General features: G+C 75.4%; 8 protein-coding genes. All 8 read left to right on the forward strand.

Going from position 1 to position 20,830, the window contains the following annotated elements; all coding sequences use genetic code 11:
• Positions 1-5: 5 nt before the first annotated feature.
• Entirely contained in the window at positions 6-1,754 is a 1,749-nt protein-coding gene (locus AB0D10_RS16655) for a non-ribosomal peptide synthetase (RefSeq protein ID WP_360256477.1), read from the forward strand.
• Positions 1,755-1,761: 7 nt separating this feature from the next.
• A complete protein-coding gene (locus AB0D10_RS16660) occupies positions 1,762-2,547 on the forward strand; it encodes a thioesterase domain-containing protein (protein ID WP_360256479.1) in 786 nt (261 codons plus the stop codon).
• Positions 2,541-3,725 carry a cytochrome P450 gene (locus AB0D10_RS16665; protein WP_360256482.1) on the forward strand — a complete coding sequence of 395 codons (1,185 nt, stop codon included), beginning with the start codon at positions 2,541-2,543 and terminating at the stop codon, positions 3,723-3,725. Before AB0D10_RS16660 ends, AB0D10_RS16665 begins: the two co-directional genes overlap by 7 nt.
• Positions 3,726-3,838: 113 nt before the next feature.
• Positions 3,839-4,051: an MbtH family protein gene (locus tag AB0D10_RS16670; RefSeq protein ID WP_360256484.1), complete on the forward strand. Its 213-nt coding sequence runs from the start codon at positions 3,839-3,841 to the stop codon at positions 4,049-4,051.
• Between the two features lie 8 nt (positions 4,052-4,059).
• The gene (locus AB0D10_RS16675; protein ID WP_360256486.1) at positions 4,060-5,055 is read left to right on the forward strand and encodes a TauD/TfdA family dioxygenase; all 996 of its coding nucleotides are present in this window, start codon (positions 4,060-4,062) and stop codon (positions 5,053-5,055) included.
• A gap of 108 nt (positions 5,056-5,163) precedes the next feature.
• Complete coding sequence (locus tag AB0D10_RS16680; RefSeq protein WP_360256488.1) at positions 5,164-18,567, forward strand: amino acid adenylation domain-containing protein; 13,404 nt, start codon at positions 5,164-5,166, stop codon at positions 18,565-18,567.
• 6 nt (positions 18,568-18,573) lie between these two features.
• On the forward strand, positions 18,574-19,887 hold the full coding sequence (locus tag AB0D10_RS16685; RefSeq protein ID WP_360256491.1) for an MFS transporter: 1,314 nt from the start codon (positions 18,574-18,576) through the stop codon (positions 19,885-19,887).
• Positions 19,888-19,949: 62 nt separating this feature from the next.
• The gene (gene ddaH / locus AB0D10_RS16690) at positions 19,950-20,783 is read left to right on the forward strand and encodes a dimethylargininase (protein ID WP_360256493.1); all 834 of its coding nucleotides are present in this window, start codon (positions 19,950-19,952) and stop codon (positions 20,781-20,783) included.
• Positions 20,784-20,830: the final 47 nt, after the last annotated feature.

Here is a 20,830-nt window from a genome sequence, read left to right on the forward strand (position 1 = left end):
CCGCCATGACCGACCTGCTGCAGCGCCTGCGCGACACCGTCGCCGCCCACCCCGAGCGCACCGCCGTCCTCGCCGGCGCGGACCGCCTCGACTACGCCGCCCTCGACCGCCGCACCGCCGGACTGGCCCGCGCCCTGCGCGCCCTCGGCGTCGGCCGCGGCGACCGGGTCGGCGTCCACCTCGGCCGCACCGCCGACCTGCCGGTCGCCCTGCTCGCCGTCTGGCGGGCCGGCGCCGCCTACGTCCCACTCGACCCGGCCTACCCCGCCGAGCGGCTCGCCTTCATGGCCTCCGACGCCCGCCTCGCCGCCCTGATCAGCGTCGACGGCCTCCCCGCCGCCGAGGGCGTGCCGGTGCTGCGCCCGGACGCCGCCGTCGACGGGCCCGAACTGCCGGAGCAGGCCCACCCGCTCGACCCGGCCTACGTCATCCACACCTCCGGCTCCACCGGCCGCCCCAAGGGCGTCGAGGTGCCGCGCGGTGCCGTCGCCGGACTGATCGAGGGGCTGGAGGCCACCGGAGCCCTCCGCGCCGAGCCCGGCGTGGTCGGCTGGAACGCCAGCATCTCCTTCGACGCCTCCGTCCCGCAGTGGACCAGGATCTGCCGGGGCGACACCGTCCTGGTCATCGGCGACGAGCAGCGCGCCGACCCGGCCCGGCTGGCCGCCCTGCTGGCCGAGCACGCCGTCACCGACTTCGACCTGACGCCGTCGCACTGGGAGCTGCTGCGCGAGCCGCTCGCCGGCGCCCGGGTGCCGCGGCTGTTCATGGGCGGCGAAGCCGTCCCCGAGCGCACCTGGCGGGAACTGGCCGACGGCGGCATCGACGCCCTCAACCTGTACGGGCCCACCGAATGCACCGTCGAGGCCGTCACCGCGCCGATCAGCGGCCCCGGACCGCACCTGGGCGAGCCGATGCCCGGCGTGCGCCTCCACCTGCTGGACGAGAAGCTCGCCCCGGTCGCCGACGGCGTGGTCGGCGAGCTGTACCTGGCCGGGCCCGGGCTCGCCCACGGCTACGTCGGCCGGCCCGGACTGACCGCCGAGCGCTTCGTCGCCGACCCGACGGCCGGGCCCGGAGGGAGGATGTACCGCACCGGCGACCAGGCCCGGCGCGGCGCGGGCGGCCTGCTGGAGTACGTCGGCCGGGTCGACCGGCAGGTCAAGGTGCGCGGCTTCCGGATCGAGCTCGGCGAGGTCGAGCACGCCCTGGCCCGGCTGGAGGGCGTCCAGGCCGCCGCCGTCACCGTGTACGAGCCGGTCCCCGGCGACCGCAGGCTGGCCGGCTACGTCACCGGCGGTGTCACCCCCGCCGCACTGACCGAGCGGCTGCGGGCCACCGTGCCCGCCCACCTGGTGCCGTCGGTGATCACCGTGCTGGACGCCATGCCGCTCACCCCGAACGGCAAGGTCGACCTGGCGGCGCTGCCCGTCCCCGCCGCCGGGGCGGAACCCACGCCGGCGCCGGACCCGTCCGAGGGCGCCGGGGGACTGGCCGACCAGGTCACCGAGGTCTGGAGCACCGTCCTCGGCGTGACCGGCCTGGTGCCCACCGACGACTTCTTCTCGCTCGGCGGCCACTCGCTCGCCGCCCTGCGGGTCGTCCACCTGCTGCGCCGCCGCCTCGGCATCGAGCTCCAGCTGCGCCACCTGCTGGACTCGGCCGACCTGGCCGCCTTCACCGCCACCGTCGAGCGGGCCACGCAGGCCGGCACCGCCGCCCCCCGGCCCGCGCTGACCGCCCGGGCCCGGTGAGCCGCGCATGACCACCGCCACCCGGGTCCGGCCCCGCGTCGAGGGGGACTGGCTGTTCGTCCCCGTGCCCCAACCGCACCGCCCGTTCCGGCTGTTCTGCTTCCCGCACGCCGGGGGCGACGCCACCGCCTACACCCCGCTCGCCCGCGCCCTCGCCCCGACCGCCGAGGTCTGGGCGGTGCGCCCGCCGGCCCGCGGCGGCCGGCTCGGCCACCCGATGCCCGCGAGCTTCGACCTGCTGGTCGACGCCGTCGTGGAGGCCCTCACCCCGCACCTCACCGGACGGTTCGGCTTCTACGGGCAGAGCTTCGGCGCCCTGCTCGGCTACGAGGTCGCCCGGGCCCTGCCCGCCGAACGGCGGCCCGAACTGGTCGTCGCCGCCTCCGCCTCGCCGCCGGCCGCCTGGGCCGGCCGGGACCGCCCCCGGCACACCGCCGACGACCTGCTCCGCCTCGCCGGCATGGGCGAACTCGTCGAGGGCGAAGCGGACCTGAAGGAACACGCGCTGCGCGGCATCCGGACCGACCTGGACGTGGTCGCCACCTACCGGCCGCGCCCGCACCCGCCGATCGGCTCCCGCCTGCACACCGTCGTCGGCGTCGAGGATCCCCTCCTCACCGCTGGCGGCCTCGACGGCTGGTCCGTCCACACCCGCGGCGACTCCGGCCACCACGTCGTCCCCGGCGGCCACCTGCTCGCCACCGTCGACGGGCCCGGCCCGGTCGACGTCCTGACCTCGCTCATCGCGCGGCCCGGCGCCGCCGCCCAGTCCACGACGGAGTTCTCATGCTGACCACCACCGCGGTCGACCTCACCGACCCCGACCTCTGGGCCCGCCCCGACACCCCCGGCCTGATCGCCGAGCTGCGCCGGGAGGCCTCCGTCCACCGCACCGACACCGTCGACGACGGGCCGGTCTGGTCGGTGCTCTCCTACCGTCACTCCGCGCAGGTGCTGCGCGACGCCGCCCTCTACAGCTCCGAGCAGGGCTCCCTGCTCGGAGCCGGCGAGGGCAACGTCCCGGTCGGCTCCGGCCGGATGATGGCCCTCACCGACCCGCCCCGGCACCGCGAACTCCGCGCCCCCGCCAACCCGTTCTTCGCCCCCGGCCCGGTGCGCGGCGCCGCCCGCGGCATCACCGACCTCGCCGCCTCGATCGTCGAGAAGGCCGTCGAACTCGGCGAGGTGGACCTCGTCGACGCCGTCTCCGCCCTCCCGCTGTCCGTCATGTGCGACCTCCTGGACGTCCCCGAGAAGGACCGCGAGATGGTCGAACGGGTCTGCGACGTCGCGTTCCTCGGCAACACCCCCGAGGAACGCCGGGCCGGCCACCAGCAGCTCATCCCGTACCTGCTGCACCAGGTGATGCTGCGCCGCACCGACCCGCGGGACGACCTGATCAGCAAGATGGCGACCTACCGGGTCGGCGGCAAGCTGCTGCCGGTCGAGGACGTCGTCCTCAACCTGGACAACATCGTCGTCGGCGGCGTCCAGACCGTCCGCCACACCGCCGCCATGGGCCTCCACACCCTCGTCCGGCACCCGGAACTGTGGCGGAAGCTGCAACAGGGCGAGGTCGGCATGGACTCCGCCCTGGACGAGATCCTGCGCTGGACCTCGGTCGGACTGCACACCCTGCGCACCGCCAGCCGGGACACCGAACTCGACGGCCACACCATCCGGCGCGGCGACCGGGTCGCCGTCTGGGTGTGGTCCGCCAACCGGGACCCGGAGGCCTTCGACCGCCCCGAGGAGATCCTGCTCGACCGCAGCCCCAACAAGCACCTCGCCCTCGGCCTCGGCGCCCACTACTGCATCGGCGCACCGCTGGCCAAGGCCGAACTCGGCGCCCTGTTCACGGCGATGCTGGAGCGCGTCGACACCATCGAGCCGACCGGCCCGGTCACCCACAACCGCTCGATCATCAACTTCGGCCTGGACCACTTCCCGGTCCGCCTCATCCCGCGCTGACCGGCGCCCGAGGGCGGCAGTCGCGCGAACCGAACTGCCGCGTTCCTGCCTCGCCTCCTGCCCTTCCGGGCCCGGGCCCGCCCGTACCTTCGAATCAACCCAAGGAGGACACCATGAGCAACCCGTTCGAGGACGAAAACGCTGGCTACCTGGTGCTGGCCAACCACGAGAACCAGCACTCGCTGTGGCCGGTCTGGATCGACGTGCCGGCCGGCTGGACCACCGTCCACGGCGAGGACACCCGCCAGGGCTGCCTCGACTACATCGAGGCCAACTGGACCGACATCAGGCCCGCCAGCCTGGTCGCCTCCCTCGCCCAGCAGTGAGCGCCACCATGCCGACCTGGGAACTGAACCCCGGCCGCCCGGCCCTCGCCCACGCCCCGCGCGCCGCCGACATCGGCGAGGCCTGCGAGTGGCTGCGCGAGAACGAGGCCGAGCTCACCGCCGGCCTGCACCGCCACGGCACGATCTTCCTGCGCGGCCTGCCGGTCGCGAGCACCGAGGACGTCGCGGCCGTGCGCGACGTGCTCATCCCCGAGCGCACCCCCTACCGTGAGAAGGCCACCCCGCGCAGCGACTACGGCAACGGAGTCTTCTCCTCCACCGACCTGCCGCCGGCCCAGCCGATCCGGATGCACAACGAGAACAGCTACACCCTGACCTTCCCCGGCCGGCTGCTGTTCGCCTGCCTGACCGCCCCCGAGGAGGGCGGCGCCACCCCGACCGCCGACTGCCGGCAGGTGCTGAACCACCTGCCGGCACACCTGGTCGAGCGCGGCCGGACCACCGGCTGGACGCTCACCCGCAACTACTCCGACTACGTCTCCCTCGGCTGGCGCACCGCCTTCGCCACCGAGGACCGGGCCGAGGTCGAGGCCTACTGCCGGGAGAACGGCATCACCTGCGAGTGGCGGCCGGACGGCAACCTGCGCACCAGCCAGCTGCGCCCCGCCACCATCCACCACCCGGGCACCGGTGAGGAGGCCTGGTTCAACCACCTCGCGTTCTGGAACGAGTGGTCGCTCGACCCGGACATCCGCGAGGCGATGACCGACGAGTTCGGCCCGGACGGCCTGCCGTTCAACACCGGATTCGGCGACGCGGAGCCGCTCGGACGCGCCGACGTCGACGCCCTCAACGAGGCGTACCACGCCGCCACCGTGCGCGAGCGCTGGCAGGTCGGCGACGTGATGCTGGTCGACAACGTGCTCTGCGCACACGGCCGGGACCCGTACCGCGGCGACCGCAGGATCGCCGTCTCGATGGGACAGCCGGTCGAGGTCCTGGACTGCCGGCCCAGCGTCCGGCCGGACCTGGCCGCCGTCTGACCGCCGTCCGACCGTCGCCGGACGCCGTCCGGCCACTGCCGGACCGCCGTCCGACCGCCCCGCCCCGAACACCCCGTGCCGTGCCGTGTCGTGAGTAGAGGAAGCACCGTGATCCCGGTTTCGTACGCCCAACAGCGTCTCTGGCTGATCGACCAGATCGAGGGGCCGACCGCGCTGTACAACCTGCCGTTCGCCCTGCGCCTGCGCGGCGAGCTCGACACCGCCGCGCTGCGCGCAGCGACGGCGGACGTGGTCGCCCGGCACGAGGCCCTCCGCACGGTGTTCCCGGTGGCCGGGGGAGTCCCGGTGCAACGGATCCTGCCCGCCGAGGAGGCGCAGCCGCGCTTCCAGGTGGTGGACCTCGCACCGGCCGACTACCCCGCCCACCGGGACGCGGCCGCCGCCGAAACCTTCGACCTGAGCAGCGAACTGCCCATCCGGGTCACGGTGTTCACCCTCTCCCCGACCGAGCACGTGCTGCTCGTCGTCCTGCACCACATCGCCGGTGACGGCTGGTCGCTCGGCCCGCTGCTGCGCGACCTCGCCACCGCCTACCGGGCCCGGCTCACCGGCCGCGGCCCCGACTGGGAGCCGCTGCCCATCCAGTACGCCGACTACGCGCTCTGGCAGCGCGACCTGCTCGGCGACGAACACGACCCCGAGAGCCTGCTCGCCCGTCAACTCGACCACTGGCGTGCGGCCCTGGCCGGCCTGCCGGAAGAACTGGAGCTGCCCACCGACCGGCCCCGACCGCCCACCCCCACCGGCGCCGCCGACTCCGTGGACCTCGCCTGGGGCGCGGACCTGCACACCGCCCTGCTCGACCTCGCCCGCACGCACCGCACCACCCTGTTCACCGTCCTCCAGGCCGGCCTGGCCGCGCTGTTCACCCGGCTCGGCGCCGGCACCGACATCCCGATCGGCACCGGCGTCGCCGGCCGCTCCGACGAGGCCCTGGACGACCTGGTCGGCTTCTTCGTGAACTCGCTGGTGCTGCGGGCCGAAACATCCGGCGACCCGAGCTTCGCCGAACTGCTCGGCCGGGTCCGGGAGGCCCAGCTCGACGCCTTCGCCCACCAGGACGTCCCCTTCGAACGCCTGGTGGAGGAACTCAACCCGCCCCGCGTGCTCGGCCGCCACCCGCTGTTCCAGACCCTGCTGGTGCTCCAGAACCACGGACAGGACGCCGGACTCGACCTGCCCGGACTGCGGTCGGCCCCCGAGCCGATCGGCCTGCGGGTCGCCAAGTTCGACCTCAACATCGGCATCGCCGAACACCACCACGCCGACGGCACCCCCGCCGGCCTCACCGGCTCCGTCGAGTACGCCGCCGACCTCTACGACCACACCACCGTCACCGCCCTGGCCGACCGGCTGGGCCGGCTGCTGGCCGGCGCCGCCGCCGACCCGCACGCCCCCATCGGCACCCTCGACGTCCTCGCCCCCGAGGAGCGCACCCGCATCCTCGTCGAGTGGAACGCCACCGACGCCCCCCGCCCGACCGGCACCCTCGCCGAGTCCTTCGAGCGCCAGGCCGACCGCACCCCGGACGCCGTCGCCCTCGCCCACGACGGCGGCACCCTCGACTACGCCGAACTCGACACCAGGGCCAACCGCCTCGCCCACCACCTGACCACCCTCGGCGTCGGCACCGAGACCCCCGTCGCGATGCTGATGGAACGCTCCGTCGACGTCGTCGTCGCCACCCTCGCGGTCCTCAAGGCCGGCGGTTGCTACGTCCCGATGCACCCCGGCCTGCCGCCCGAGCGGATGGCCGACGTGCTCGCCGACACCGGCGCCCCCGTGCTGCTCACCGACCGCGCCGACCCGGGCTTCCCGCACACGGCCGTCGTGGTCCGCCCCGGCGACGAGGCCGGCGCCCCCGCCCACCGCCCCGAGGTGCCCGTCCACCCGGACCAGCTCGCCTACGCGATGTACACCTCCGGCTCCACCGGGCGCCCCAAGGGCGTCGCCGTGCGCCACCGCGACGTCCTCGACCTCGCCGCCGACCGCCGCTGGCAGGACGGCAGCCACCGGCGGGTCCTGCTGCACTCCCCGCACGCCTTCGACGCCGCCACCCACGAGATCTGGACGCCCCTGCTGGCCGGCGGCACCGTCGTGGTCGCCCCGCCCGGGGCTCTCGACGCCGCCGCCCTGCACGCCGTCACCACCCGGCACGACGTCACCGCGGTCTTCCTCACCAAGGCCCTGTTCGACCTCGTCGCCGAACAGGCCCCGGAGACCTTCGCCGCCCTGCGCGTCGTCCTCACCGGCGGCGAGGCCGCCTCCGGCGTGCTGATGCGCCGCGTCCTGGACGCCTGCCCCGACCTGCTGCTCGCCCACGTCTACGGCCCCACCGAGACCACCACCTTCGCCACCCACCACCCGCTCACCGCCGCCGACCTGGAAGGCCCGCGCGTCCCGATCGGCGGCCCCCTCGACGCCATGCGCAGCTACGTCCTCGACGCCCGGCTGCAGCCCGTTCCGCCCGGCGTCCCCGGCGAGTTGTACATCGCCGGCGCCGGCCTGGCCCGCGGCTACCTCAACCGGCCCGGCCTGACCGCCGAACGCTTCGTCGCCTGCCCCTTCGCGCCCGGTGGGCCCCTCCTGTCCGGTGGCGGGCAAGGAGGTGGGCCCCTCCTGTCCGGTGGCGGGCAAGGAGGTGGGCCCCTCCTGTCCGGTGGCGGGCAAGGAGGGAGGATGTACCGCACCGGGGACCTGGTGCGGCTGCGCGCCGACGGCGCGGTGGAGTTCCTCGGCCGGATCGACGGCCAGGTCAAGCTGCGCGGCTTCCGGATCGAACTCGGCGAGATCGAGGCGGCGCTCTCCCGCCACCCCGCCGTCCGCCAGGTCATCGTGATCGCCCGCGAGGACCGCCCCGGCGACACCCGGCTGGTCGCCTACTGCACCGCCGACGCCGCGCTCACCGCCGACGAGCTGCGCTCCTTCGCCGGCACCACCCTGCCCGGCTACATGGTCCCCGCCGCCGTCGTCCTCCTCGACGCCCTGCCGCTCAACAACAACGGCAAGGTCGACCGCAGGGCCCTGCCCGCCCCTGACCTCGCCGCCGACGACAGCGGCCGCGCCCCGCGCGACGACCGCGAACGGGCCCTGTGCGACCTCTTCGGCGACCTGCTCGGCATCGACGACATCACCATCGACGACGACTTCTTCGCGCTCGGCGGCCACTCGCTGCTGGCCACCCGGCTCGCCGGCCGGGCCCGCACCGACCACGGCATCGACCTCTCCATCGGCGACCTCTTCCAGGCCCCGACCGTCGCCGGCCTGGTCGAACGGCTCGCCGACCGCGCCCCCGGGGCCGGCGCCCCGGCCCGCCCGGAGCTGCGCCCCGTCGCCCGGCCCGAGCGGGTGCCGCTCTCCTTCGCCCAGCGCCGCCTCTGGTTCCTCGCGCAGGCCGACGGCCCGTCCGCCACCTACAACGTCACCCTCGCCCTGCGGCTGCGCGGACCGCTCGACGTCACCGCCCTGGAGGCCGCGCTCGGTGACGTCGTGCACCGGCACGAGGCGCTGCGCACCGTGTTCGGCGAGCAGGACGGCACCCCGTACCAGCGCGTCCTGCCCGCTCCCACCGGCGGCCTGCTCACCGCCACCGACCGCCCGACGGACGAACTCGCCGGTCACACCTTCGACCTCGCCGCGGACCTCCCGGTCCACGCCTACCTGCGGAGCGAGGGCGCCGAGGAACACGTGCTGGTCCTGGTCGTCCACCACATCGCCGGTGACGGCGCCTCGCTCGGCCCGCTCTACCGCGACCTCGCCGAGGCGTACGCCGCCCGCCGCGACGGCACGGCCCCGTCCTGGGAGCCGCTGCCCGTCCAGTACGCCGACTACGCGCTCTGGCAGCGTGAACTGCTCGGCGACGAGGACGACCCGGAGAGCCTGCTCGCCCGCCAACTCGCCCACTGGCGCGAGGCCCTGGCCGGCGCCCCCGAAGAGCTGCCGCTGCCGGCGGACCGCCCCCGCCCGCCGGTCGCCGGCCACGGCGGCGCGGTCGTCCCGCTGGAGTTCGACGCGGCCCTGCACACCCGGCTCACCGCGCTCGCCGCCGACCACGGCGTGACCCTCTTCATGGTCCTGCGCGCCGCGTACGCCACCCTTCTGCACCGCTTCGGCGCGGGCACCGACCTGCCCATCGGCACCCCGCTGGCCGGGCGGTCCGACGAGGCCCTGGACGACCTGGTCGGCTTCTTCGCCAACACCCTGGTGCTGCGCACCGACCTCTCCGGCCGCCCCGCCTTCGCCGAACTGCTGGGCCGCATCCGGGAGACCGACCCGGCCGCCCACGCCCACCAGGACGTGCCCTTCGAGCGCCTGGTGGAGGAGCTCAACCCGACCCGGTCGACCGCCTGCACCCCGCTGTTCCAGGTGATGATCGCCTTCGCGGGCGCCGCCGAGGACGGCCCCGACCTCGCCGGCGTGACGGTGACGGAGGAGCCGGTCGACTTCGGCACCGCCACCTTCGACCTCACCCTGCGGCTGGTCGAGCGGCAGGGCGCCGACGGCGCCGCCGCGGGCCTGGCCGGCGTCCTGGAGTACGCCACCGACCTCTTCGACCGCGAGAGCGCCGAACGGCTGGCCGCCGCTCTCGGGGCGATCCTGCGTCAGGTCGCGGACGACCCCGGCCGCCCGGTCGCCGAGCTGGACGTGCTGCCCGCCGACGAGCGGGCCGAGGTCGGCGGCCGCCCGCCGCTGCCCGAGCAGGTGCCGCTGCTGCCGGCCGCCTTCGAGGCGCAGGCGGCCGGGACCCCGGAGGCCGTGGCCCTGGTGTGCGGTGACACCGCGCTGACCTTCGCCGAGCTGAACGCCCGGGCGAACGGCCTCGCGCACCGGCTGATCGCGGCGGGCGTCGGCCCCGAGGCGGTGGTCGCCCTCGCGCTGCCGAGGTCGGTCGAGAGCGTGGTGTCGATCCTGGCCGTGCTCAAGGCCGGCGGCGCCCACCTGCCGCTGGACGCAGACCACCCGGCCGACCGCACCGCCCACACACTGGCCGAGGCCCGACCGGCACTCGTGCTGACCGACGACCGCTGGCCGCTGCCGGAGGCGCTCGACGGGCACCGGGTATTCGACCTCACCGGGGACGTGACCGGCCTCGCCGGGGACCCGACCGCCCCGCAGTCGAACCCCGCCCCGCGGGCCACGGTGGCCGACGCCGCCTACCTCATCTTCACCTCCGGCTCCACCGGCCGGCCGAAGGGCGTCGTCGTCCCGCACGGCAGCATCGCCGCCCTGCTCGCCGCGCACCGCACGGGAGTACAGGCGGGCGGCGCCCGGCAGCGGGTCGCGCTCACCGCCTCGCTCTGCTTCGACGCCTCCTGGGACGGCCTGCTGTGGCTGGTCGCCGGCCACGAACTGCACCTGATCGGCGGCGACGTGCGCCGAGACGCCCGGGCCCTGGTCCGCCACGTGCGGGAGCACCGGATCGGCGTGCTGGAGGTCACCCCCTCCTACGCCGAGCAGCTGATCGAGGAGGGCCTGCTGGAGGAGCCCGCGCCCGCGCTGGTGCTGCTGGGCGGCGAGGCCGTCGGCCAGGCGCTCTGGACCAGGCTGCGCGAGGCCCCGCACACCGCCGCCCACAACCTGTACGGCCCGACCGAGTGCACGGTCGACGCCCTGACCCACCCGCTGGACGCCACCGAACGGCCCGTCCTCGGCCGCACCGTCGCGGGCACCCGCGGCTACGTCCTGGACGAGCACCTCAACCCCGTCCCGGTCGGGGTGCCGGGGGAGCTGTACCTGGCCGGCGCCGGCCTGGCCCGGGGCTACCTGGCGCGGCCGACCCTGACGGCGGAGCGCTTTCTCGCCTGCCCCTTCGAGCCCGGGGCGCGGATGTACCGCACCGGCGACCTGGTCCGCCGCACCCGCGACGGGCAGGTCGAGTACCTCGGCCGCACCGACCACCAGGTCAAGATCCGCGGCTTCCGGATCGAACTCGGCGAGATCGAACGCGCCCTGACCGCCCACCCGGCGGTCCTGCAGGCCGCTGTCCTGCCGGACGAGGACGGACTGCGCCTGGTCGCCTACGTGGTCACCGACGGCCCGCTCGACCCGGCGGACCTCCGGGCCGGCGCTGCCCGGACGCTGCCCGGCTACATGCTGCCGGCCGCGATCGTGCCGCTGGACGCCCTCCCGCTGAACGCCAACGGCAAGCTCGACCGCTCCGCCCTGCCCGCACCGGACTTCGGCGCACTGTCGGCGGGCCGGGCGGCCCGCACGCCGCAGGAGGAGATCCTCTGCGGACTGTTCGCGGAGGTGCTCGGCCTGGACGCGGTCGGCATCGACGACGACTTCTTCGCGCTCGGCGGCCACTCCCTGCTGGCCACCAAGCTGCTCAGCCGGGTCCGGGCCGCCCTGGGCGCCGAGTCCGGCATCCGGGATGTCTTCGAGGCGCCGACGGTCGCCGGGCTGGCCGTCCGCCTGGGCACCGGCCCGCAGCGTCTCGCGCTGACGGCCGGGGGCGAGCGCCCGGACCGGGTGCCGCTGTCCTTCGCCCAGCAGCGGCTCTGGCTGATCGACCGGATGGAGGGCCCCAGCGCCCTCTACAACGCCCCGGTGGCGCTGCGCCTCGCCGGCGGACTGGACACCGCCGCGCTGGAACGCGCCCTCGGTGACGTGGTCGCCCGGCACGAGAGCCTGCGCACCCTGATCGCCGAAGAGGACGGCACCCCGTACCAGCGCGTCCTCCCGGCCGGCGAGGCCGCCGTCCCGCTCGACACCCGGGACTGCCCGGCCGCCGAGGTGGCCGCCACGGTGGCCGCGCTGTGCCGCCGCGCCTTCGACCTGCGCACCGAACTCCCCGTCCGTGCGGCCCTGTTGCGGGTCTCCACCGAGGAGCACGTGCTGGTTCTGGCGCTGCACCACATCGCCAGCGACGGCTGGTCCCTCGGCCCGCTGGTCCGCGACCTCACCACCGCGTATGCGGCCCGCACCGACGGCGCCGCCCCCGGCTGGTCGCCGCTGCCCGTGCAGTACGCCGACTACGCGCTCTGGCAGCGCGAGCTGCTCGGCGACGAGGACGACCCGGAGAGCCTGGCCGCCCGCCAACTCGCCTACTGGGGCGAGACCCTGGCCGATCTCCCGGACGAGGCGACGCTGCCGCTGGACCGCCCCCGCCCGCCCGTGGCCTCCCACCGCGGCGACCGGGTCGCGCTCAGCCTCGGCGCCGAGTGCCACCGCGACCTGATCGCGCTGTCCCGGGCCCACCGGGTCACCCTGTTCATGACCGTCCAGGCGGCCCTGGCCGCGCTGCTGACCCGGCTCGGCGCGGGCACCGACGTCCCGATCGGCTCGGTGGTGGCCGGGCGTTCCGACGAGGCGCTGGACGAGCTGGTCGGCTTCTTCGTCAACACCCTGGTGCTGCGCACCGACACGTCGGGCAACCCGAGCTTCACCGAACTCCTCGGCCGGGCCCGGGAGACCGCCCTCGGCGCCTACGCCCACCAGGACATGCCCTTCGAACGGCTGGTGGAGGAGCTCAAGCCGACCCGCTCGCTCGCCCGGCACCCGCTCTTCCAGGTCATGCTGGTGCTTCAGAGCAACGAGCAGGCCGAACCGTCCACGGCCGGCCTGCGGGTCGAACCGCTGCCGGCCGCCACCGGATCCGCCAAGTTCGACCTCAGCCTGATCGCCGAGGAGTCCTTCGGCCCCGACGGCGAGCCCACCGGGATCGACTGCGCCCTCGACTACGCCACCGACCTGTTCGACCGGGAGACCGTCGAGGCGATCGCCGGGCGGTTCGGCCGGCTGCTGGCGGCCGTGGCCGCGCGGCCCGAACTGCCGATCGGGCGGGTCGAGTTGCTGTCCGCGGCGGAGCGTGCCGCGCTGCCCGTGGACGGCGGCGCGCTGCCGGCCGAGGTCCCGCTGCTGCCGGCCGCCTTCGCGGCGCAGGCGGCCGGGACCCCGGAGGCCGTGGCCCTGGTCTGCGGTGACACCGCGTTGACCTTCGCCGAGCTGAACGCCCGGGCCAACCGGCTCGCGCACCGGCTGATCGCGGCGGGCACCGGACGGGAGTCCGTGGTCGCCCTCGCGCTGCCGCGCTCGGCGGACACCGTGGTCGCGATGCTGGCCGTACTCAAGGCCGGCGGCGCCTACCTGCCGCTGGACGGCGAGTACCCGGCCGACCGCACCGCCCACATGCTGGCCGACGCCCGCCCGGCACTGGTGCTGACGGACGAACAGTGGCCACTGCCGGAGGTCCTGGCCGGGCTGCGCACCCTCGACGTCGCCGAGGCGACCGGGGAGAGCTCCGGCCTCGCCCGCCACGAAGCCGACGACCCGGAGCCGGGCATCGACCCGGGCGACGCCGCCTACGTCATCTACACCTCGGGCTCCACCGGCCGCCCCAAGGGCGTCGTGGTCCCGCACGGCGCCGTCGCCGCCCTGCTGGCCGCCCACCGGGCCGCGCTGATCCGTGGCACCGGGCAGGCCCACGGCCGGCAGCGGATCGCCCTCACCGCCTCGCTCTGCTTCGACGCCTCGCTGGAGCCCGTGCTCTGGATGTACGCCGGGCACGAGCTGCACCTGATCGGCGACGAACTGCGCCGCGACCCGGCGGCCCTGGTCCGCCACACCGCCGACGCGGGCATCGACGCCCTGCACATCACCCCGTCCTACACCGAGCAGCTGATCGAGGAGGGCCTGCTGGACGCACCTGCGCCGCGACTCCTGCTGCTCGGCGGCGAGGCCGTCGGCCCGGCGCTGTGGCAGCGACTGCGGGAGCACCCCGACACCGCGGGCCACAACTTCTACGGCCCGACCGAGGCCACCGTCTACGCGCTCACCCAGCCGTTCGACGCCGCCGAGCGCCCCGGCCTCGGCGGCCCGATCGCCGGTGTCCGCGCCCACGTCCTGGACGAGCACCTCAACCCCGTCCCGGTCGGGGTGCCGGGGGAGCTGTACCTGGCCGGCGCCGGCCTGGCCCGGGGCTACCTGGGCCGGCCGGGCCTGACGGCAGAGCGCTTCGTCGCCTGCCCGTTCGCACCCGGGGACGGGCAAGGAGGGATCATGTACCGCACCGGCGACCTGGTCCGCCGCACCCGCGACGGCGGCCTGGAGTACCTGGGCCGCACCGACCACCAGGTCAAGATCCGCGGCTTCCGGATCGAACTCGGCGAGATCGAGCAGGTGGTCGCCCGCCACCCCGCCGTGCGTCAGTGCGTGGTCGCCGTGCGCGAGAGCGACACCGGCGACCGCCGACTGGTCGCCTACTGCACGGTGGGCCAGGCGTCGCCCGAACTCGCCGTCGAGCTGCGGCGGTTCGCCGCCGGGTCGCTGCCCGGCTACATGGTCCCGGCCGCCGTCGTCCTGCTGGACGCGGTGCCCCTGACCGGCAGCGGAAAGGTGGACCACCGGGCGCTCCCGGAGCCGGACTTCGGCGCGCTGTCGGCGGGCCGGGCGGCCCGCACGCCGCAGGAGGAGATCCTCTGCGGACTGTTCGCGGAGGTGCTCGGCCTGGACGCGGTCGGCGTCGACGACGACTTCTTCGACCTGGGCGGCCACTCCCTGCTGGCCACCAGGCTGCTCAGCCGGGTCCGGACGGTGCTGGGCGCCGAGTCCGGCATCCGGGATGTCTTCGAGGCGCCGACGGTCGCAGGGCTGGCCGTCCGCCTGGGCACCGGCCCGCAGCGTCTCGCGCTGACGGCCGGGGGCGAGCGCCCGGACCGGGTGCCGCTGTCCTTCGCCCAGCAGCGGCTCTGGCTGATCGACCGGATGGAGGGCCCCGGCGCCCTCTACAACCTGCCCCTCGTCCTGCGCGTGGCGGGGGAGCTGGACACCTCGGCGCTGGAACGCGCCCTCGGTGACGTGGTCGCCCGGCACGAGAGCCTGCGCACCCTGATCGCCGAGGAGGACGGCACCCCGTACCAGCGGATCCTGCCCGCCGCTCAGGCCCGGATCGGCGTCGAACTGCTGCCGCCGGGCACCGCCCCGGAGCTGTGCACCGCACAGGCCTTCGACCTGGCCGCCGACCTCCCGGTCCGCGCCCACGTCATCCCGGCCGCGGCCGGCGAGCACCTGCTCGTCCTCGTCCTGCACCACATCGCCGGCGACGGCTGGTCGATGGGACCGCTGCTGTCCGACCTCGCCACGGCCTACGCGGCCCGCACCGGCGGCGCGGCCCCGCAGTGGTCGCCGCTGCCCGTGCAGTACGCCGACTACGCGCTCTGGCAGCGCGAGCTGCTCGGCGACGAGGACGACCCGGAGAGCCTGGCCGCCCGCCAACTCGCCTACTGGCGCGAGGCCCTGGCCGGGCTGCCGGAGGAGCTGTCGCTGCCCGTCGACAGGCCGCGCCGCGCGGCCGCCAGCCACCGGGGCGAGCGCGTCGTCCTGCCGTACGGCGCCGAACTCCACCGTGCGGTCGCCGAGTTGTCGCGCGACCACCGGGTGACGGTGTTCATGACGCTGCAGGCGGCCCTGGCCGCGCTGCTGACCCGGCTCGGCGCGGGCACCGACGTCCCGATCGGCTCGGTGGTGGCCGGGCGTTCCGACGAGGCGCTGGACGAGCTGGTCGGCTTCTTCGTCAACACCCTGGTGCTGCGCACCGACACGTCGGGCAACCCGAGCTTCACCGAACTCCTGGCCCGCGTCCGGGAGACCCAGCTCGACGCCCACGCCCACCAGGACGTGCCCTTCGAGCGCCTGGTGGAGGAGCTCAACCCGACCCGCTCGCTCGCCCGGCACCCGCTCTTCCAGGTCATCCTGCTGCTGGAGGGCTCGGGCTCGGGCTCGGGGGCGCCGCTCGCCGGTACGGGCCTGGACGCCTCCGTGGTGTCCTCCGGCGGCTCGGTCGCCAAGTTCGACCTGTGCGTGGGCCTCGGTGAGTCCTTCGACGAGGACGGCGCCCCGGCCGGCCTGGAGTGCGCGATCGACTTCGCCACCGACCTGTTCGACCGGGAGACGGTCGAGGCGATCGCCGTCCGGTTCGGCCGACTGCTGGCGGCCGTGGCCGCGCGGCCCGAACTGCCGATCGGACGGGTCGAGTTGCTGTCCGCGGCGGAGCGTGCCGCGCTGCCCGTGGATGGCGGCGCGCTGCCCGAGCAGGTGCCGCTGCTGCCGGCCGCCTTCGAGGCGCAGGCGGCCGGGACCCCGGAGGCCGTGGCCCTGGTGTGCGGTGACACCGCGCTGACCTTCGCCGAGCTGAACGCCCGGGCCAACCGGCTCGCGCACCGGCTGATCGCGGCGGGCGTCGGCCCCGAGTCCGTGGTCGCCCTCGCGCTGCCGAGGTCGGTCGAGAGCGTGGTGTCGATCCTGGCCGTGCTCAAGGCCGGCGGCGCCTACCTGCCGCTGGACGCAGACCACCCGGCCGACCGCACCGCCCGGACCCTCGCGGACGCGGCCCCCGTCCTCGTCCTCACCGACGGCCGGTGGCCGGAGCCCACGGCACTGGCCGGGCTGCGCACCCTGGACGTCAGCGGAGCGGACGGGCCGGACACCGACCCGGCCCCGCGCGCCTCGGCCGGCAACGCCGCCTACCTGATCTACACCTCCGGCTCCACCGGCCGACCCAAGGGCGTCGTCGTCCCGCACGGGAGCATCGCCGCCCTGCTGGCCGCCCACCGGACCCTCCTGGTCGGCCCGGCCGAGACCGCGCACGGCCGACTGCGCGTCGCGCTCACCGCCTCGCTCTCCTTCGACGGATCACTGGAACCCCTGCTCTGGCTCTTCGCCGGGCACGAACTGCACCTGATCGACGACGAACTGCGCCGTGACCCGGCGGCCCTGGTCCGGCACGTCCGGGCCGCGGGCATCGGCGCCATGGACCTCACCCCCTCCTACGCCGAACAGCTCGTCGCGGAGGGCCTGCTGGAGGACGGCGCACCGGCCCTGCTGGTGCTCGGCGGCGAAGCCGTCGGCCAGGCCCTGTGGACCAGGCTGCGCGAGGCACCGGGCACCGCCGCCCACAACCTCTACGGCCCGACCGAGGCCACCGTCTACGCGCTCGGCCGGCCCGTCGACGCCGCGGAACGCCCCGGCCTCGGCGGCCCGATCGCCGGTGTCCGCGCCCACGTCCTGGACGAGCACCTCAACCCCGTCCCGGTCGGGGTGCCGGGGGAGCTGTACCTGGCCGGCGCCGGCCTGGCCCGGGGGTACCTGGGCCGGCCGGGCCTGACGGCGGAACGCTTCGTCGCCTGCCCCTTCGAGCCCGGGGCGCGGATGTACCGCACCGGCGACCTGGCCCGGCGCACCCGCGACGGCGGCCTGGAGTACCTGGGCCGCACCGACCACCAGGTCAAGATCCGCGGCTTCCGGATCGAACCCGGCGAGATCGAGCACGTGCTGACGCTGCACCCGGCCGTGAGCGCCGCCGCCGTCCTGCCCGCCGAGGACGGACTGCGCCTGGTCGCCTACGTGGTCGCCGACGGCCCGCTCGACCCGGCCGAACTGCGCGCCTTCGCCGCCGGACACCTGCCCGGCTACATGCTGCCCGCCGCCGTCGTCCCGCTGGCCGCCCTGCCGCTCACCGGCAGCGGGAAGCTCGACCGCACGGCGCTGCCCGCACCGGACTTCGGGCAGCTCACCGGCGGCCGTGCCGCCCGCACCCCGCGGGAGGAACTGCTCTGCGCCCTGTTCGCCGAGACCCTCGGCCTGGATGCCGTCGGCATCGACGACGACTTCTTCGACCTCGGCGGCCACTCCCTGCTGGCCATGAAGCTCCTCGCCCGGGTCCGCGCCGCCCTCGGCGTCGACCCCGGCATGCGGGCCCTGTTCGAAGCGCCCACCGTGGCCGGGCTCGCCCGCCGGCTCGACCACGGAGCGGCCGCCGACGCCCTGGACGTGGTGCTGCCGCTGCGCACCGGCGGCGACCGGCCCCCGCTGTTCTGCGTCCACCCGGCGGCCGGCATCAGCTGGGTCTACTCCGGCCTGCTGCGCCACCTCGGGCCCGACCAGCCGGTGTACGGCCTCCAGGCCCGCGGCCTGCGCGGCGGCGCCCCGGCGAGCGTCGCCGAGATCGCCGAGGACTACGTGCGGCAGATCCGCGCCGTGCGGCCCGACGGCCCGTACCACCTGCTGGGCTGGTCCTTCGGTGCCGTGGTCGCGCAGGAGATGGCGGTCCGGCTGCGGGCCGATGGCGCCGAGGTCGGCCTGCTCGCCCTGCTGGACGGCGCCCCGGCGGCCCGCACCGCCACCGCTCCGACCGTCGAACCCGCCGACACCCTGGACGAGTTGCTGCGCTCGCTCGGCCACGACCCGGCCGACGAGCGCGGCCTGGAGAGCCTGAAGGCCGTGCTCGGCGACGCCGTGGCCGTGCTGCCCGAGGTCTTCGACCGGCACCGCAAGCTGATGGCCGAACACGTGCCGGACCGCTACAGCGGGGACGCCGTCTTCTTCGGCGCGACCACCGGCAAGCCCGCGGACTGGCCGTACGAGCAGGCCTGGCAGCCGTACCTGGACGGCCGGATCGAACCGCACCGCCTCGCCTGCGCACACGGCGAACTGACCCAGCCGGAACCCCTCGCACGGATCGCCGCCGTGCTGGCCGAGAAGCTTGGAGCGTGACCCGCGATGACCACCACCGTCCCGATCGAGACGCCGGCGCCGCCGGACCGGCCGCGCGGCCGGTGGGGCCTGTGGGCCCACGGGGACTTCCGCCGGCTCTGGATCGGTGAGACCACCAGCACCCTCGGTACGGCGGTCGGCAGCGTGGCGCTGTCCCTGGTGGCCGTCGTCACCCTGGGCGCGGGCCCGCTCGCGGTCGGCGTGATCAACGCCGCCGCCTGGCTGCCCTGGCTGTTCCTCGGCCTGCCGGCCGGCGCCTGGGTGGACCGCTGGCCCCGGCTGCGGGTGATGCTGGTCTGCGACCTGCTGCTGCTCGCGCTCTTCGGCAGCGTCCCGGTCGCCGGCTGGCTGGGGGTGCTGTCCCTCGCCCAACTGGCCGTGGTGGCCCTGCTGACCGGGGCGGTGAAGGTGTTCTTCTCCACCGCGTACGGGGCGCTGCTGCCCACCCTGGTCGCCAGGGCCGACCTGCTGGAGGCCAACGTCAAACTGCGCTCCGGCGCCTCCGCGGCGGAGATCGCCGGACCGGGCGTGGCCGGTCTGCTCTCCCAGGCCTTCGGCGCCGCCAGCGGGATGCTCGCCGACTCGCTCACCTACCTGGTGTCGGCGGTCTGCCTGCGGCGGATCGGGACCGAGGAGCGTCCCCCGCCGGTGTCCGAGCGGCGCGGCATCCCGCGCGAGATCGGCGAGGGCGTCCGGTTCCTGCTGCGCGACCCGTACCTGCGCACGCTGGCCTGCTTCGCCGCGGTCGGCAACCTCGGACTGAACGGCATCCAGGCGGTGCAGACGGTCTTCCTGGTGCGCAGCGTGGGGATCGAACCCGGCGCGGTGGGCGGGGTGTTCGCGCTGGTGAGCGTCGGCGGACTGGCCGGGGCGATGCTGGCCGGACGGATCGCCCGCCGGCTGGGCACCGCGCGCGCCCTGCTGGTCTGCGAGCTGGTGGTCGCGCCCTTCATCCTGCTGCTGCCGCTGGCGGGCGAACGGCTGCCGCTCGTGGTCAGCGCGCTCGCCTGGGCGGTCGCGGTCTGCGGCGTGGTGGCGGGCAACGTCCTGGCCGGCAGTTTCTCCCAGGCCTACTGCCCGCCGGAGCTGATCGGCCGGATCCGGGCCAGCTCCGCGACCGTCAACTACAGCGCCATCCCGGTGGGCGCCCTGCTCGGCGGCTGGCTCGGCGAGGTGATCGGCGCCCGCAGCACCATCTGGCTGATGGCGGGCGTGCTGCTCTCGGCCGGCCTGGTGCTGCTGGCCAGCCCGCTGCGCGGTCTGCGCGACTTCCCGACCCGGCCCTCGGCTCCGGCGCCCGACCCGGCTCCGGCCGCCTGACCCGGCCCGAAACCCGTCCGCCCCCGCTCCCTGCCCCGCCCCGTTCCGTCCCGGAGGACCCGATGTCCCGCACCGCCCGTCCGACCCGCACCGCCCGTCCGCGCCGCTACCTGATGTGCCGTCCGGACCACTTCGACGTCACCTACGCGATCAACCCCTGGATGGACCCGGCCAAGCCGGTGGACACCGACCTGGCCGTCGCCCAGTGGGAGCGGCTGTACGCCCTGTACGCCGAACTCGGCCACCGGGTCGACCTGATCGACCCGCTGCCCGGCCTGCCCGACATGGTCTACGCGGCCAACGGCGCCACGGTGGTGGACGGCCGGGTGCTCGGGGCGCGCTTCCGCAACGCCGAGCGGGCCGCCGAGGGCCCCGCCTACCTGGAGTGGTTCCGCGACCGGGGCTTCGCGACGCACGACCCGGAGCACGTCAACGAGGGCGAGGGCGACCTCCTGCTGACCGCGAGCTTCGTGCTGGCCGGGCGGGGCTTCCGCAGCGTGGCCGAGGGGCACGCGGAGGCGCAGGAGTTCTTCGGCCGGCCGGTGGTCGGTCTGGAGCTGGTCGACCCGCGTTTCTACCACCTGGACACCGCGCTCTCGGTGCTCGACGGCGACGAGATCATGTACTACCCGGAGGCGTTCTCGCCCGGCAGCCGGACCGTGCTGCGCCGGCTGTTCCCGGACGCCCTGCTGGTGAGCGAGGCGGATGCCGAGGTGTTCGGGCTCAACGCGGTGAGCGACGGCCTGCACGTGGTGCTGCCCGAGGCGGCCGTGAGCCTGGCGGCGCGGCTGCGGGAACGCGGCTTCCGGCCGATCGGGATGGACCTGAGCGAGCTGCTCAAGGGCGGGGGCAGCGTGAAGTGCTGCACCCTGGAGATCCGGTCGGCGGCGGCCTGATCACCGCCCGGTGATCAGCGGTGCTCCGCCGTAGATCGGCCGTTGAC

Source organism: Kitasatospora sp. NPDC048545, from assembly GCF_040651155.1.
GTDB lineage: Bacteria > Actinomycetota > Actinomycetes > Streptomycetales > Streptomycetaceae > Kitasatospora.